The 15,230-nt window shown below is 72.2% G+C and carries 13 protein-coding genes; 8 read left to right on the top strand and 5 right to left on the bottom strand.

The features are described from left to right. Window positions 1-30: 30 nt before the first annotated feature. The 3 genes from ACIA8O_RS18170 to ACIA8O_RS18160 form a co-directional block, all read right to left on the bottom strand. On the bottom strand, window positions 31-717 hold the full coding sequence (locus ACIA8O_RS18170; RefSeq protein ID WP_396295326.1) for an RraA family protein: 687 nt from the start codon (window positions 715-717) through the stop codon (window positions 31-33). A 111-nt stretch (window positions 718-828) separates the two neighbouring features. Continuing rightward, window positions 829-1,647, bottom strand: a complete 819-nt coding sequence (locus ACIA8O_RS18165; RefSeq protein WP_396294868.1) for a hypothetical protein — start codon at window positions 1,645-1,647, stop codon at window positions 829-831. 110 nt (window positions 1,648-1,757) lie between these two features. Next, the gene (locus ACIA8O_RS18160; RefSeq protein WP_396295325.1) at window positions 1,758-4,631 is read right to left on the bottom strand and encodes a glycosyl hydrolase; all 2,874 of its coding nucleotides are present in this window, start codon (window positions 4,629-4,631) and stop codon (window positions 1,758-1,760) included. Between the two features lie 241 nt (window positions 4,632-4,872). Between ACIA8O_RS18160 and ACIA8O_RS18155 the strand changes: the two genes are divergently transcribed. From ACIA8O_RS18155 to ACIA8O_RS18140, 4 genes are all read left to right on the top strand, one after another. Further along, on the top strand, window positions 4,873-6,162 hold the full coding sequence (locus ACIA8O_RS18155; protein ID WP_396294867.1) for an extracellular solute-binding protein: 1,290 nt from the start codon (window positions 4,873-4,875) through the stop codon (window positions 6,160-6,162). A 90-nt stretch (window positions 6,163-6,252) separates the two neighbouring features. Further along, window positions 6,253-7,191 (top strand): carbohydrate ABC transporter permease, encoded by a 939-nt coding sequence (locus ACIA8O_RS18150; protein ID WP_396294866.1) that lies wholly within the window; start codon window positions 6,253-6,255, stop codon window positions 7,189-7,191. Between the two features lie 24 nt (window positions 7,192-7,215). After that, window positions 7,216-8,073, top strand: coding sequence for a carbohydrate ABC transporter permease (locus ACIA8O_RS18145; protein WP_396295324.1), 858 nt, complete (start codon window positions 7,216-7,218; stop codon window positions 8,071-8,073). Between the two features lie 32 nt (window positions 8,074-8,105). Then, a complete protein-coding gene (locus ACIA8O_RS18140) occupies window positions 8,106-9,533 on the top strand; it encodes a GH1 family beta-glucosidase (RefSeq protein ID WP_396294865.1) in 1,428 nt (475 codons plus the stop codon). A 60-nt stretch (window positions 9,534-9,593) separates the two neighbouring features. On the opposite strand, the gene rsgA is transcribed toward ACIA8O_RS18140, so the two are convergent. Next, window positions 9,594-10,679 (bottom strand): ribosome small subunit-dependent GTPase A, encoded by a 1,086-nt coding sequence (rsgA, locus tag ACIA8O_RS18135; RefSeq protein WP_396294864.1) that lies wholly within the window; start codon window positions 10,677-10,679, stop codon window positions 9,594-9,596. Window positions 10,680-10,932: 253 nt separating this feature from the next. Continuing rightward, window positions 10,933-12,177 (bottom strand): YihY/virulence factor BrkB family protein, encoded by a 1,245-nt coding sequence (locus tag ACIA8O_RS18130; RefSeq protein WP_396294863.1) that lies wholly within the window; start codon window positions 12,175-12,177, stop codon window positions 10,933-10,935. 168 nt (window positions 12,178-12,345) lie between these two features. Here ACIA8O_RS18130 and ACIA8O_RS18125 point away from each other — a divergent pair, with 168 nt between their 5' ends. The 4 genes from ACIA8O_RS18125 to ACIA8O_RS18110 all read left to right on the top strand — a co-directional run bounded on the left by ACIA8O_RS18125 (window position 12,346) and on the right by ACIA8O_RS18110 (window position 15,194). Then, a complete protein-coding gene (locus ACIA8O_RS18125) occupies window positions 12,346-12,429 on the top strand; it encodes a putative leader peptide (protein WP_310593185.1) in 84 nt (27 codons plus the stop codon). A gap of 185 nt (window positions 12,430-12,614) precedes the next feature. Next, window positions 12,615-14,339, top strand: coding sequence for a nitrite/sulfite reductase (locus ACIA8O_RS18120; protein ID WP_396294862.1), 1,725 nt, complete (start codon window positions 12,615-12,617; stop codon window positions 14,337-14,339). Beyond that, window positions 14,336-14,512, top strand: coding sequence for a hypothetical protein (locus tag ACIA8O_RS18115; RefSeq protein ID WP_396294860.1), 177 nt, complete (start codon window positions 14,336-14,338; stop codon window positions 14,510-14,512). Before ACIA8O_RS18120 ends, ACIA8O_RS18115 begins: the two co-directional genes overlap by 4 nt. After that, a complete protein-coding gene (locus ACIA8O_RS18110; RefSeq protein WP_396294858.1) occupies window positions 14,496-15,194 on the top strand; it encodes a phosphoadenylyl-sulfate reductase in 699 nt (232 codons plus the stop codon). The genes ACIA8O_RS18115 and ACIA8O_RS18110 overlap by 17 nt, the downstream gene beginning before the upstream one ends. The last annotated feature ends 36 nt before the right edge of the window (window positions 15,195-15,230 follow it).

The following is a 15,230-nucleotide window of genomic DNA, read 5'->3' as shown; positions in this document are numbered from 1 at the left end:
CGTCCCGCCTCGACCCGTCCCGACGCCCCGTCAGACCTCGATCGCGCCGCCGACCTGCCGCAGGTGCTCGCGGAAGGTGTACGCCGGGTCGGCGGCGCGGCGGGCCAGGTAGTCCTCGAAGGAGGTCTGGCGGCGCAGCGTGTCACCGGCCCGGATGCGGTCGGCCTGGGCCCGTTCGGTGGCCTGGATCGCGGCGGCGGTGGCGGCCAGTTCCCGGGCGTGGGGGGCGGGGAGGAAGAGCACGCCGTCCAGGTCGGCGACCACCAGGTCCTCCGCCGTGACCAGGTGGGGGCCGAAGCGGGCGGAGACGAGCGTCTCCGGTTCGCGCGGGTCCACCCGGAGCGGGCCGAGCGGGTTGCTGCCGTAGCTGAACACCGGCAGGCCGATCCCGGCCAGCTGCGGGGTGTCCCGGTGCAGGCCCCAGACCACCACGCCCGCGATCCCGGCCGCGGCCGCCTCCAGCACCGCGAGGTCGCCGACGCAGGCCTCGTCCGTCCGGCCGCCGTTGTCGATCACCAGCACCTGCCCCGGGCCGGCCGTGCCGTACGCCTCCAGGAAGACGTCCACGCTCCCGTGGTGCCGGACGGGCAGTGCCCGTCCGAGGACCCGCTGCCCGGGGGTCACCGCCGCGATCCCGGGCGGTGCCACCCGTACCGGCAGGCCGAGCCGCACCGCCGCGTCGGCCAGCTCCGGGGTCGTCAGCTCCAGGGCGGCCAGCTCCGGAGTGGTCAGCTCCGGGGTGGTCAGCTCCGGGGTGGTCAGCTCCGCGAACTCCTCGGGCACGTGGGTCTCCTGACAGCAGATCAGCTCCGACCGGACGTGCGCAGCCTACTCCCGGCCACGGCGCCACCACCGCTTCGGCGGCCGCTCCTCCGGGGGCGCCGCGGGCGGCGGCGCGTCGTACTCCCGCGAGAGCACCTCCACCCGGCCGGTGGCGTGGTCCACCCGGACGGTGTCCAGGCCCATCCGGTCCAGGTCGGCGATCTGGTCCGCGTGGGTGGTGCGGTTGAGGGCCAGGGCGGAGACCATCGGGTCGCCGTCGCCGAGCACCAGCTCCTCGGTGAGCAGCGCCTGCATGAAGGGGTGTCCGGCGTTGCCGGGCGGGTCGGCGTCCACCGCCAGGTGCACCAACAGGTGTTCGGCGCCGGTGTCCAGCCAGCGCGCGTGCGAGACCCAGACGCAGTGGACCTCCGGGAAGTCGCGCACCCGGGCGAGCGCCGCGTCCCGCAGCGCCACCGCGAGCGGATGGGTGGACCAGGTCAGCCTGAGCCGCTGCCCCGCTCCCCGGACGCCGCGTCCGGCCATCGCCTCGAAGAGCGACTCCACCGGCAGCAGCACGGTCGCGCCGTCGGGGCCGAAGAGCACCAGACGGGCCGCGCCGTACTCGCGGATCACCTCCAGCAGCCGGAGCGCGTCGCAGTAGACGGTCCCGGCGGCGTGCGGGAGGTGGGCGGCACAGTCGAGTTCGTCGGTGAAGCCGGGCAGTGCCGGCACCCCGTCCCCGGCCCGCTGGACCAGCAGCGGGTCCCCGTCCTCCCGGACCGGGACGTAGAGCCCCTGGTCGATGACGGCGCCGAGCACCTGCGGGACCTGCTCGTCGGGCCCGCCCCGGGCGATGAAATCGGCCAAGGCCGCATCGAGAGTCACCGGCCGATGATAGGACAGTCCTACGGCCCTTCCCCGGGCGCCGCACGGGCTCCCGTGGTGGTCACCATCCACCACGGGAGCCCGCGGCCCGGCCCGGGGAGCGCCGTCCGTCAGGCGAACGGCAGGCGGAGCACCGAGGCGCTGCCCTGGGCCTGGGTGGCGCCCACCCGCAGGGCCGCCGGGGCGTTGCCGATCGCCGACCAGACCTCGATCCGGACGGTGCCGTTGCTCAGGTTGCCGAGCGCACCGGTGGAGGCCGCCAACCCGGCGGTCGCCGAGTAGCGCTCCCAGCCGGTCACCGGATCGGTGGCGAAGTACCGGTAGGTCTCGGTCCGGTCGAAGCTGCCGTCCCCGGTCAGGTCGTAGGAGACCCGCAGCTGCTGCCCGAGGCCGACGGCGGAGCCGGCGTCCAGGTAGAGGTCGAACTCCGTTGCGGCGCCCGCCCGCAGGGTGGCGTTGACGTTGCGCACCTCGTAGACGGTGGGCTGGTACGGCGTGCCGTCGTGGTTGGTGCCGCCCGCCGAGGCGACGGTGTCGGAGGAGGCCCCGGCGCCGTACCCGGTGGTCAGCCTGCCGCCGGGCTGGAGGTAGAAGGTGTTCCCGCCGACCGGCGGCACCGACGGCGAGGAGGACGGGGACGGGGACGGGGAGGGCGAGGAGGACGGCGACGGCGACGGGGTGGGCGACGGCGTGACCCCGCCCGTGCCGCCGTCCTGGAAGCTGCCGCGCTCGCTCGCGGTGGACCGGGCCGGCACGGTCAGCACCGCGCCGTCCGAGAAGCGGACCGTCCGCGCCGTCGTCGAGAAGTTGTGCGCGACGTGCGTCCGGGTGGAGCCGTTGACGAAGACCGCCGCCGTCGGCAGGTCGGCGGTGACCGCCGGGTCGAGGGTGCCGAGCACCGCGAGGTTGCCGATCCAGTGCTGGACGTGGGCCTTGGACTCGCCCTCCTCCGGGGTGTAGGAGTCCTTGCCCGCCTGCCAGTTGGCCTTGGCCCCGGCCGGGTCGGCGAGTGCCTGGAACTCCCAGGCCAGGTCCCGCCAGTCGGTGAGGGCACCGCCGTTGTTGGCCCGGTGCTCGGCCAGGTTGGCCAGCACGTCGTCCTGACGGCGTGCCAGGTAGAGCGAACCGCCGGTGATCGGCAGGTAGTTGATGCCGTGGATCATGCCGGGGCTGGCGGTCCACCAGGTGGAGTAGGCCGCGCCGCTGCCCCACACCATGCCGACGGTCTGGTGCCCGAAGGAGGACGGGAAGACGGCCTGGTCGGCGTTGAACCAGTACTGCTCCACGGCCCGCGACTCGGTGGTGTAGAGGTAGATGCCCAGGTCGCGCAGCGCGGTGTCACCGGTGGCGGAGCCGTAGAGGATCAGCCCGGCGCTGAAGTTGAGCGACTCGGAGGAGGACTCCTCGTTGTTGCCGGCCGCGAAGCCGGCGTGGCCGGAGGCCCAGCCCATGCCCGCGTACGGGTCGAAGCTGCGCAGCCAGGGGAAGCGGGCGTCGGCCCGGTCGGTGTTGGCGGCGTCCTTGGCGAGCAGCTTGACCATGCCGCCCCAGGCGGAGTCCGCGGCCCAGGCCGCGTCGTAGCGCGCCACGGTGGCGGCGGCCTGGATGTAGTAGCCGTAGTGGAAGTGGTGGTCGTTGAGCTCGCCGTCGGTGCCGTACGAGGCCGGGTAGCCGATCAGGGTCTTCCACAGGGTGTCGTAGGCGAAGACCGTGGAGCCGGTGCCGGCGAACCACTGCTGGAGCTTGCCCTTGATCAGGCCGAGCAGCTTGTCCCTGGTCGCGGTGTCGCCCAACTGGTCGGCGATCGGCACCAGTTGGGCCAGGCGGCCGAGGGCCTTGCCGGTCCAGTAGGTGTCGGTGGCGCCGCTGAACGGGTCGGCCGCGTCGGCCGCCTCGCGGACCAGGGCGCCCAGCGAGGCGCGGTCGGCGCCGCCGACGTCCGGCAGCGAGGGCAGGATGGCGTCGGCCTTCATCACGGTGGAGAAGCCGCTGCCCTGACGGACCTTCATCTGGCCGCGCGGTGAGGTGTAGCTCAGCGCGGTGAGCTGGTCGGAGGTGGCCAGCCACTGGTGCCGGTAGAGGGCCAGCAGGGTGCCGGTCTGGCTGCCCTCGACGGGGGTGGTGGTGGCGGTGTAGTTCGTGGTCAGCGAGCCGTTGTCGTAGGCCCAGGAGACCTTGGTGTCGGTGACGAAGCTGTAGGCGTAAGTGCGGTACAGCGCCAGGTCGCCGGGCGAGGGCAGGACGGCGACGGAGTAGTGGTCCTTGGTGCCGAGCGCGGCCGTCAGGGTGGTGCCGCTGACGTTCCAGCTGGTGCCGGTCGGCGCGAACAGGCCGTAGTGGTGGCCCCCGACGGTGATGCCGAGGACGTTGCCCTGATTGGCGAAGACCGTCGGGGTGCCGGCCGCGGTGATCTGGGCGGCGCCGCCGGTGGCCCTGGCGTAGACGTAGGGCAGGCCGTGGCCGATGGTGGCGGTGAAGGTGTGCCCGGCGTCGGACCAGGCGGGGGTGACGGTCCAGTCGGTCCAGCCGTCCACCTTGGTGTCGGGCGAGTTGAGCCCGGCCACGCCGAGGGTGAGGTCCTTGGTGTGGGTGAAGTCGTACTGGCGGCCGTCGGGGGTGACGGTCGGCGAGGTCGGGTAGCCCACCTCCAGGCCGGAGTTGACGGCCTTGAAGGTGAACGGGTGGGCGTACATGTTCTCGGAGTACGGGTTGCCCGCGTAGCGCTGGAAGACCAGCGAGGACCACCAGTCGTTGGTGGGCACGGCCTTGCCGGCCATCCGGGCGGTGACCTTGGGCGTCACCGGGGCGCCGGCGGAGTTGCTCGGGCCGACGGTGCCGGCCGGGCGGGTGTCGGTGTACCCGCCGAGGCCGACCTTGACGGTGGCGGCGGAGGCGCTGGGCGCGCCGACGGTCGCGGTGAGCGCGGCGGCGGCGAGGGCCAGGGCGGTCAGGACGGCGGCGGGGCGCCGTGGTGGCTTCACGATGAGTCACCTCAACTGGAAGTGGGGGAAGGTGAGAGCGCTCTCAGCCCCGGACCGTAGGGGCGGTCCCGGAAGGGTGTCAACGGGCCGGACGAAACCTTCCTGACTTCGGACTGTGAAACCAGGACTCCCCGAACTCCCCAGATCACGTTCAGGTTTCGACCACTTGACGGTCGGGGCGCCGCCCGGCACGCTCCTTCCAGCGCTTGAGAGCGCTCTCAGAACTCGATCAGGAGGCACCCCCATGCGCCCGTTCAGAGCCGCCACCCTCGGCAGCGCCGCCCTCGCCGCCGCCCTGCTGCTGACCGCCTGCGGTTCCGGCTCCACCGGCTCGGCCGACGGCGACGGCAAGGTCACGCTGACCGTCGACCTGTTCGGCACCTTCGGGTTCAAGGAGGCCGGCCTCTACGACGAGTACATGAAGCTGCACCCGAACATCACCGTGAAGCAGACCGACACCCAGGACGAGGGCCAGTACTGGCAGGCGCTCCAGACCAAGCTGGCCGGGGGCGGCGGCCTGGCCGACGTGCAGGGCCTGGAGGTGGGCCGGATCGCCAGCGTGATGCAGAAGCAGGCCGACAAGTTCCAGGACCTGCGCTCACTGGGCGCGGCCGAGGTCAACGACGGCCTGGTGCCCTGGAAGGCCGCCGCGGTGCGGACCGCCGACGGCAAGGTGCTGGCCGCGGGCACCGACATCGGCCCGGAGGCGATCTGCTTCCGCACCGACCTGTTCAAGGCGGCCGGCCTGCCGACCGACCGCACCGAGCTGGCCGCCAAGTGGTCCACCTGGGCGGGCTACCTGGAGCTCGGCAAGGAGTACGTCGCCAAGGCCGAGCCGGGCAACGCCTGGACCGACAGCGCCGCCGGGATGTTCACCGCCGAGGTCGGCCAGCAGAAGGTGCGCTACGCCGACGAGTCCGGCAAGCCGGTGCACGAGACCAACCCGGCCGTGCGGACCGCCTGGGCGGACGCCACCAAGCTGGTCGCCGACGGCCTCTCGGCCAAGCTCCCGCAGTGGACCCCGGAGTGGAACAAGGCCTTCTCCACCGGCAAGTTCGCCACCCTCAGCTGCCCGGCCTGGATGATCGGCTACATCAAGGGCCAGGCCGGCACCTCCTTCTCCGGCAAGTGGGACATCGCCCCCGGCCCGGGCAGGACCGGCAACTGGGGCGGCGCCTACCTGGCGGTCCCGAAGACCGCCAAGCACCCCAAGGAGGCGGCCGAGCTGATCACGTGGCTGAACGCCAAGGAGCAGCAGGCCAAGCTGTTCGCCAAGCAGGGCTCCTTCCCGTCCTCCACCGCCGCGCAGGCCGAGATCAAGTCGGTCAAGGACCCGTACTTCAACGACGCCCCGATCGGTGAGATCTTCTCCGAGGCCGCCGTCACCATGCCCGCCCAGGTGCTCGGCACCCAGGACGGCGTGATCGGCAAGGCCTTCACGGACGCGCTCGGCGAGGTGGAGCGCACCGGCACCGCCCCGGCCACCGCCTGGCAGCACGCCCTGGACAACGTCAAGAAGGCCTCCGGCAACTGACGGACCGTCCGCTCCGGCGCCCCTCCGACGCCCGACTCCCCCGGGCCGGGGCCGTTCCGCTCTGCGGCCCCGGCCCGGGAAAGGACCCCCATGGCCACGCTCACCGCCCCCCGCCCCACGACCAGGCCCGCCCCGCGCCCGGGCCGGCTCGCCGGGCGGCTGGCCCCGTACGGCTTCCTCGCCCCGTTCTTCGTCCTGTTCGCGGCCTTCGGCCTCTTCCCGCTGCTGTACACCGCGTACGTCTCGCTGCACCGGGTGGAGCTGCAGACCTCGGAGCGGATGGACTGGCTGGGCCTGCAGAACTACACCCGGTTGTTCGAGGACCCGTTCTTCTGGAACGCCCTCGGCAACACCTTCACCATCGGTGTGCTCTCCACCGTCCCGCAGTTGCTGATGGCGCTCGGGCTGGCCCACCTGCTCAACTACCGGCTGCGCGGCCGGACCTTCTTCCGGGTCGCCATGCTGATGCCGTACGCCACCTCGGTGGCCGCCGCCACCCTGGTCTTCGCCCAGCTCTTCGGGCGCGACTACGGTCTGATCAACTGGGCGCTGCAGGGCGTCGGGGTGGGACCGGTGGACTGGCAGGCCTCCACCTGGGCCTCGCAGTTCGGGGTCTCGGCCATCGTCACCTGGCGCTGGACGGGCTACAACGCGCTGATCTACCTGGCCGGGATGCAGTCCATCCCGAACGAGCTGTACGAGTCGGCGGCGGTGGACGGCGCCTCCCGCTGGCAGCAGTTCCGGCACATCACCGTGCCCGGTCTGCGGCCGACCATCGTCTTCACCGTGGTGGTCTCCACCATCGGCGCCACCCAGCTGTTCGGCGAGCCGCTGCTCTACGAGGGCAACTCGGGCGGCGGCATCTCGCACCAGTACCAGACCCTCGGCCTCTACCTCTACGAGCAGGGCTGGACCTTCTTCCACCTCGGCCGGGCCGCCGCCGTGGCCTGGGTGATGTTCCTGCTGATCGTGGTGCTGGCCCTGACCAACGCGGCCGTCGCCGCCCGGCGCAACCGTACGGACGGGTGAACTCCCTTGGCCTCCACGACACTCGTGCTCAAGCGCACCGGCAGCCGGACCACCGGACGGCGCTCGCCGCTGCACGGCGGACCGCTCGCCTACGCGGTGCTTGCCTTCGCCACCCTGCTCTTCGTCTTCCCCTTCTACTGGACCCTGGTGGCCGCCAGCCGCTCCAACTCCGAGCTCAGCTCGGCGACTCCGGCGCTCACCCCGGGCCCCAACCTGTTCCACAACATCGGCGAGGCGCTGGAGCAGGCCGCGATCGGCACGGCCCTGCTCAACTCGCTGATCGTCTCCGTCGCGGTCACCGTCGGCGTGGTGCTCTCCTCCACCCTGGCCGGCTTCGCCTTCGCCAAACTCCGGTTCCGGGGGCGGGGGTTGCTGCTGGCCGTCACGGTGGGCACCATGATGATCCCGCCGCAGCTCGGGGTGATCCCGCTCTTCATGGTGATCGTGAAGCTGGACCTCCAGAACAAACTGCCCTCGGTGATCCTGCCCTCGCTGGTCTCCGCCTTCGGCGTCTTCTTCATGCGCCAGTTCCTGGTCCAGGCCCTGCCGGACGAGCTGATCGAGGCGGGCCGGATGGACGGCGCGTCGAGCCTGCGGATCTTCCGCTCGATCGTGCTGCCGGTGGCCCGCCCCGGCATGGCGGTGCTCGCCATGCTCACCTTCATGGCCACCTGGAACGACTTCTTCTGGCCGGTGGTGGCGCTGAGTTCGCAGAACCCGACCGTCCAGGTGGCCCTGAAGTCGCTCGGCCAGGGCTACGTGCCCGACCAGTCGATCGTCATGGCCGGCACCCTGGTCGGCACCCTCCCCGTGCTCCTGGTCTTCGCCCTGCTGGGCCGTCAGATAGTCGGCGGCATCATGCAGGGCGCCGTCAAGGGCTGAGCCCTCTACCGTAGACGTCCATGGAAGGCGACATGTCCGTAGCAGCCCTACCGGCCCCCGTCCGATCCGACTTCCCCACCGGCTTCGTCTGGGGCGCGGCCACCGCCGCGTACCAGATCGAGGGCGCCGCCGCCGAGGGCGGCCGCTCCCCGTCCATCTGGGACACCTTCAGCCGCACCCCAGGCAAGGTGCGCAACGGCGACACCGGCGACATCGCCTGCGACCACTACCACCGCTACCGCGAGGACGTCGCGCTGATGGCCGAACTCGGCCTGGGCGCCTACCGGTTCTCGCTCTCCTGGCCGCGGGTGCGGCCGGGCGGCACCGGCCCGGCCAACGAGACCGGGCTCGACTTCTACGACCGCCTGGTGGACGAGCTGCTGGGCAAGGGCATCACGCCCGTGGTCACGCTCTACCACTGGGACCTGCCGCAGGCCCTGGAGGACGCGGGCGGCTGGCTCGACCGGGAGACGGCGTACCGCTTCGCCGAGTACGCCGCCCTCGCGGCCCGCCGCCTGGGCGACCGCGTCCCGACCTGGACCACGCTCAACGAGCCCTGGTGCTCCGCCTTCCTCGGCTACGGCTCCGGGGTGCACGCCCCCGGCCGGACCAGCCCGGTGGAGGCGCTGACGGCCCATCACCACCTGCTGCTGGCCCACGGCCTGGGCACGGCCGCCCTGCGCGCCGAGCTGCCGTCCTCCGCGCAGGTCTCGCTCACCCTCAACCTGGCCGCCGTCCGCCCGGCCGGCCGGACCCCCGCCGACCTGGACGCGGCCCGCCGGATCGACGGCCTGGCCAACCGGATCTTCCTCGACCCGGTCTTCAAGGGCAGCTACCCCGCCGACGTGCTGGCCGACACCGCGCACGTCACCGACTGGGGCTTCGTCCACGACGGCGACCTGGCGGAGATCTCCCGCCCGATCGACTCGCTGGGCATCAACTACTACACGCCCACCGTGGTCGGCGCCGACGACCCGTCGGACCCGGCCCCGCGCCAGGACGGCCACGCCGGGGAGATCTCCCCCTGGCCGGCCGACGAGGGCGTGCGCTTCGTGCCGGCCGAGGGCAGCCGCACCGCGATGGGCTGGCCGGTGGACGCGGACGGGCTGTACGAGCTGCTCACCCGCCTGCGGGACGAACTGCCCGGCGTGCCGCTGCTGGTCACCGAGAACGGCGCCGCCTACGACGACTACAGCGACCCGAGCGGCGCGGTGCACGACCCGGAGCGGGTGGCGTACCTGCACGGCCACCTGGACGCGGTGCGGCGGGCGGCGGCCGACGGGGTGCCGGTGGGCGGGTACTTCCTGTGGTCGCTGCTGGACAACTTCGAGTGGTCCTTCGGGTACGGCAAGCGCTTCGGCATGGTGCACGTGGACTTCGCCAGCCAGCGCCGCACGCCCAAGGACAGCGCGCGCTGGTACGCCGAGGTGATCCGCACCGGGCGGCTGCCCGAGGAGTGAGACGCGTGCATGAGACGGCCGAGGGCCGCGACCCGATCCGGGTCGCGGCCCTCGCTCGCGCTACTTCTTCGGCGAGCCGTTGGCCCGGACCGACTTGGTGATGGTCTTCCACTTCTTCAGGCGCTCGGCGGCCAGCCGGGCGTCCGTGCGGGAGGCGATCCAGAGGTTCTCCTTCTGGAGCTTCTGGTAGCTCTCCCAGCGGCGCACCGGGAGGGTGCCCTCCTCGAGCGCGGCCCGGACGGCACAGCCCGGCTCCCCGGCGTGGCGGCAGTCGTGGAAGCGGCAGTCGGCGGCCAGCTCCTCGATCTCGGCAAAGGCCACCGCGAGGCCCTCGCCACCGAACAGGCCGGCGCCGCGCAGGCCCGGGGTGTCGATGACCACGCCGCCGCCGGGCAGCGGGATCATCTCGCGGGTGGTGGTGGTGTGCCGGCCCTTCTCGTCCACCGAGCGGGTGGCCTGGACGACCATCGACTCGGAGGAGCTGAGCGCGTTGGTGAGGGTGGACTTGCCCGCGCCGGACTGGCCGATCAGCGCGCTGGTGGTGCCGAGGCAGGCCCGGAGCACGTCGATGCCCTCGCCGGTCTCGGCGCTCACCGCGAGCACCGTGACGCCGGGGGCGACTCCCTCGACGTCGTCCTTGACGAAGTCGGCGTCGCCGACCAGGTCGCTCTTGGTCAGCACGACCAGCGGCTCGGCGCCGGACTCCCAGGCCAGCGCGACGAAGCGCTCGATCCGTCCGAGGTCCGGATCGGCCGCCAGCGAGACGGCGATCATCACGGTGTCCACGTTGGCCGCGAGCACCTGGCCCTCGGAGCGCTTGCCCGCGGTGCTGCGGACGATCGCGGTGGTCCTGGGCAGCACGGCCGCGACGCTCGGCAGCGGAGCGGTGGTGAGGTCGACGCCGACCCAGTCGCCGGTGCAGACCCACTCGGCCGGATCGGAGATCCGCACCGGGCGCAGGTCGGCCCGGACGGTGCCGGGCGCGCCGGAGCCGTCGTCGTCGAGGAAGACGTCGCACAGGCCCCGGTCGACCCGGGTGACCCGGCCCGGACGCAGGTCCGTGCCGGCGAAGAGGGAGAACTTGGAGGCCCACCCGTCGTTCCAGCCGTAGCCGGACAGCGAGCGGTCAGTGGTGGAGAGGTTCAACTTCGGGGTGACCCTTCAAAGGGGTGGCCCCGGCGTCCCGCGCACGGCGCGGATGGTGAAGGAGTGTCAGCCGGAGACCACGGAGGTGAGAACGAGGACCTTCTGGGTGCGGACGGAGTCCGCGACGACGACAGTCAGCACGGTCGTCACCTCCTTGTTCACTCAACGGCTTTCACGGGGGGCAGCTCGCCCCCGGCCCGGGCGACGATAGCGAACCCCCACAGGCCCGCGCACCTCTTTTTTCCACCACCCGTCAGACGTGCCAGGAGCCGCCCGGACGGTCGCTGTCCGGCGGGGGCGGCGGACGGCGGCGGTGGTGCGGCCCACCGTTTGCGAGGCGGCCGCGCAGATTGCCCGGCGGCAGGAAGTCGGCCCAGCGCTCGGGGTACTCGGAGGGCGGGTGGTCGCCCTCGTCGTCCTCGTCCAGGTCCTCCTCGTGGCCCTCGCCCAGGCCCAGCTCGCGGGCCAGCCGGGCCCGCTCCACGGCCCGGCGGGCGGTGGCCTCGCGGACCACGGCGGCGGCCGCCTCCTCGCTGGCGCGCTCGTTCTCGGCGCGGGCGTCGGCGGTCTCGGTGGTCGGCCAGCGGCGGTCCAGCGCGGCGTTCATCGCGGCGCCGATCAGCACCGCGAGCGCCACCACGCCGATCCAGAGCAGCACCGCGACCGGCGCGGCCAGCTGCCCGTAGACCGAGCGGCCCTCGATCGAGCTGACCAGGTAGAGCCGGAGCAGCACGCTGCACACCACCAGCACCACCAGGGCCACCAGGGCGCCGGGGATGTCCTCGCGCCAGGGCGTGGAGACCGGCACGGCCACGTGGTAGAGGGTGGTGAGGAAGATGATCAGCAGACAGATCACCACCGGCCAGGAGAGCGCGTTGATCGGCCCGGCCGAGTCGGGGCCCAGCGCGTTGCGGACCAGGCCGGGCCCGGCCAGCAGCAGCGGCAGCACCAGCGAGCCGATCACCAGGGCGCCCAGGTAGAGGCCGAGCGACATCAGCCGGGTCTTGACGATGCCGCGCTTGCCGTCCAGGCCGTACATGACGGTGATGGTGTCGATGAAGATGTAGAGCGCCCGCGAGCCGGACCAGAGCGAGAGCAGGAAGCCGATCGAGATCAGGTCGGGCCGGCCGCCCTCGTCGAAGACGCTGTCCAGCAGCGGCTGGACGATCTGCTGGATCGAGCTGGGGGCCAGCACGGTGGCGCTGGCCTGCAGGATGTCCTGCTCCAGCTTCTCGATGGTGCCGGCCCCGAGGATGTCGTCCAGGTACCCGAGGGTGCCCGCCAGGCAGAGCAGCAGCGGGGGGATGGAGAGCAGCGTGAAGAAAGCCGCCTCCGCCGCGAGTCCGGTGACCCGGTACTCGACGCAGGTGTTGGTGGTGTCCTTGACCAAGGTCCAGGCCGTCCGGCGCCACGTCGACTCACGGCGGCGGCGTCCGCGACGGCGCCGCCGTGAGGGGCGCTCGGCCCCCGTCCTGCTGGTTTCCCCTGCTGCTTGCACGCCCCTAACCTATCGGTCCCGGGGCGTGGGACCCACGAGCAACCTGACGAGGTCTCACCGGCCGTCCTGGCTGCGGCGGAGCGGAGCGCGTCTCAGGAAGCGAAACTCACGAGTCCACCATCCGGACGTTGGTGGACCGGGGGTCGTGCGGCGTGCGAATCTCTTGCCATGCCGAGCGCCGGAACCACCCTAGTAGGTCGACTTCACGTCGATCTCCTTCGCGTGTCCAGCGCCATCTGTCCGGTGACCTGAGCCCACCCGCCGCCTTCCACCGCACCCCGGCGCGAACCCTTTCGCCGTCCCCGCCGCTGCGGATGCGCGAGCCCCCGGCAAGGTCACTGCTCCCCCGTACCTCGCGGAGAACCCGCAGGTCGCAGCAGGTCCGTGCCCGGAAGCCCCGCAGCCGCCCCCAGAGCCACTGCCGTAAGGACTTCACCATGGCCAGCACCCCCGAAACGGACGAGCCCCAGGCCGCCGGCGCCCCCGTGCGCCGCCCCGCGGCCGCCCGCAAGGTGACCCGCCACCGTGGCGAGGGCCAGTGGGGACTCGGGCACCGGACCCCGCTCAACGCGAACGAGCAGTTCAAGAAGGACGACGACGGTCTCAACGTGCGGACGCGCATTGAGACGATCTACGCCCAGCGCGGCTTCGAGTCCATCGACCCGGCCGACCTGCGCGGCCGGATGCGCTGGTGGGGTCTGTACACCCAGCGCAAGGAGGGGATCGACGGCGGCAAGACCGCGATCCTGGAGCCGCACGAGCTGGACGCCGAGTTCTTCATGCTCCGGGTCCGGATCGACGGCGGCCGTCTGACGGTGGCCCAGCTGAAGGCGATCGCCGAGGTCTCGGAGAAGTACGGCCGCGGCACCGCCGACCTGACCGACCGCCAGAACGTCCAGTACCACTGGATCCGGATCGAGGACGTCCCGGCGATCTGGCAGACCCTGGAGGCGGTCGGCCTCTCCACCACCGAGGCCTGCGGCGACACCCCGCGCGTCATCCTGGGCTCCCCGGTGGCCGGGATCGCCGAGGACGAGATCATCGACGGCACCCCCGCCATCGACGAGATCATGAGCCGCTTCATCGGCAACAAGGACTTCTCCAACCTGCCGCGCAAGTTCAAGTCGGCGATCTCCGGCTCGCCGCTGCTGGACGTGGCGCACGAGATCAACGACATCGCCTTCGTCGGCGTCGAGCACCCCGAGCACGGCCCGGGCTTCGACCTCTGGGTCGGCGGCGGCCTCTCCACCAACCCCAAGCTGGGTGTCCGGCTCGGCGCCTGGGTGCCGCTGGACGAGGTGGCCGACGTCTACGGCGGTGTGATCGGCATCTTCCGTGACTACGGCTACCGCCGCCTGCGCAACCGCGCCCGGCTGAAGTTCCTGGTCGCCGACTGGGGCCCGGAGAAGTTCCGCCAGGTGCTGGAGGACGAGTACCTCAAGTACCGGCTGGTGGACGGCCCGGCGCCGAAGGAGCCCAGCGGCACCTGGCGCGACCACGTCGGCGTGCACCGGCAGAAGGACGGCAAGTTCTACGTCGGCTTCGCCCCGCGGGTCGGCCGGGTCAACGGCAAGCTGCTCGGCCAGATCGCCGAGCTGGCCGCCGAGCACGGCTCGGACCGCCTGCGCACCACCGCCGAGCAGAAGATGCTGGTCCTCGACATCGCCGAGGACCGGGTCGAGTCGCTGGTGGCCGGCCTGGAGGCGCTGGACCTGCGGGTCACCCCCTCGCCGTTCCGCCGCGGCACGATGGCCTGCACCGGCATCGAGTTCTGCAAGCTGGCGATCGTCGAGACCAAGGAGCGCGGCCGCACCCTGATCGACGAACTGGAGGCCCGCCTCCCGGAGTTCGCCGAGCCGCTGACCATCAACATCAACGGCTGCCCGAACGCCTGCGCCCGCATCCAGGTCGCCGACATCGGCCTCAAGGGCCAGCTGGTGACGGACGAGAACGGCGAGCAGGTCGAGGGCTACCAGGTCCACCTGGGCGGCGCGCTCGGCCTGGAGGCCGGCTTCGGCCGCAAGGTCCGCGGCCTCAAGGTCACCAAGGACGGCCTGCCGGACTACGTGGAGCGGGTCCTGACCCGCTACCAGGAGGACCGGAACGAGGGCGAGCGGTTCGCCCAGTGGACGGCCCGGGCCAGTGAGGAGCAGCTGTCGTGAGCGAGCGCGCGGCCCCCTTCCACTGCCCGTACTGCGGCGACGAGGACCTGCGGCCCTCGGAGGCCGGCCACGGCGCCTGGGAGTGCCACTCCTGCCGCCGGGCGTTCCAGCTGAAGTACCTGGGCCTGCTGTCAACCACCCACGGGGGAACGGCACATGAGCAGCGTGACTGACTACGAGGCGATAGCGGCCAAGGCCGCCGTCGACCTGGAGGAGGCCCCGGCGCAGGAGGTCCTGCGCTGGGCCGCCGAGACCTTCGGCTCCCGGTTCTGCGTCACCTCCTCGATGGAGGACGCCGTGGTGGCCCACCTGGCCTCCTCGGTCTTCCCCGGGGTGGACGTGGTCTTCCTGGACACCGGCTACCACTTCCCGGAGACCATCGGCACCCGGGACGCGGTGGCCGCGGTGATGCCGGTCAACGTCATCACCCTCAAGCCGCTGCAGACCGTGGCCGAGCAGGACGCCCAGTACGGGCCGAACCTGCACGACCGGGACAACGACCTGTGCTGCGCCCTGCGCAAGGTCGAGCCGCTCAACCGCGGCCTGGCCGGGTACGACGCCTGGGCCACCGGCCTGCGCCGGGACGAGTCGCCGTCCCGGGCCAACACCCCGGTGGTGGCCTGGGACGCCAAGCGCCGCAAGGTGAAGATCGCCCCGATCGCCCGCTGGACCCAGGACGACGTGGACGCCTACGTCGCCGCCAACGGGGTACTGCTCAACCCGCTGCTGTGGGAGGGCTACACCTCGATCGGCTGCTCGCCGCTGTCCTGCACCGCCAAGCCGGGCGAGGGCGAGGAGGGCCGGGCCGGCCGCTGGGCCGGCTCGGGCAAGACCGAGTGCGGCATCCACCTCTGATCCGCCGACCGACCGTCAACCACCCCTAGGAGAACG

Origin of the sequence: Kitasatospora sp. NPDC051853 (genome assembly GCF_044452665.1) — a bacterium.
Lineage (GTDB): Bacteria > Actinomycetota > Actinomycetes > Streptomycetales > Streptomycetaceae > Kitasatospora.
This window is presented reverse-complemented; position numbering and strand designations above follow the sequence as displayed.

Coding starts and splice junctions, on each gene's coding strand:
- ACIA8O_RS18140 (WP_396294865.1), top strand. CDS start 8,106: ATGTCCGTAGCAGCCCTACCGGCCCCCGTCCGATCCGACTTCCCCACC.
- ACIA8O_RS18110 (WP_396294858.1), top strand. CDS start 14,496: ATGAGCAGCGTGACTGACTACGAGGCGATAGCGGCCAAGGCCGCCGTC.
- ACIA8O_RS18155 (WP_396294867.1), top strand. CDS start 4,873: ATGCGCCCGTTCAGAGCCGCCACCCTCGGCAGCGCCGCCCTCGCCGCC.
- ACIA8O_RS18125 (WP_310593185.1), top strand. CDS start 12,346: ATGCCGAGCGCCGGAACCACCCTAGTAGGTCGACTTCACGTCGATCTC.
- ACIA8O_RS18150 (WP_396294866.1), top strand. CDS start 6,253: ATGGCCACGCTCACCGCCCCCCGCCCCACGACCAGGCCCGCCCCGCGC.
- ACIA8O_RS18120 (WP_396294862.1), top strand. CDS start 12,615: ATGGCCAGCACCCCCGAAACGGACGAGCCCCAGGCCGCCGGCGCCCCC.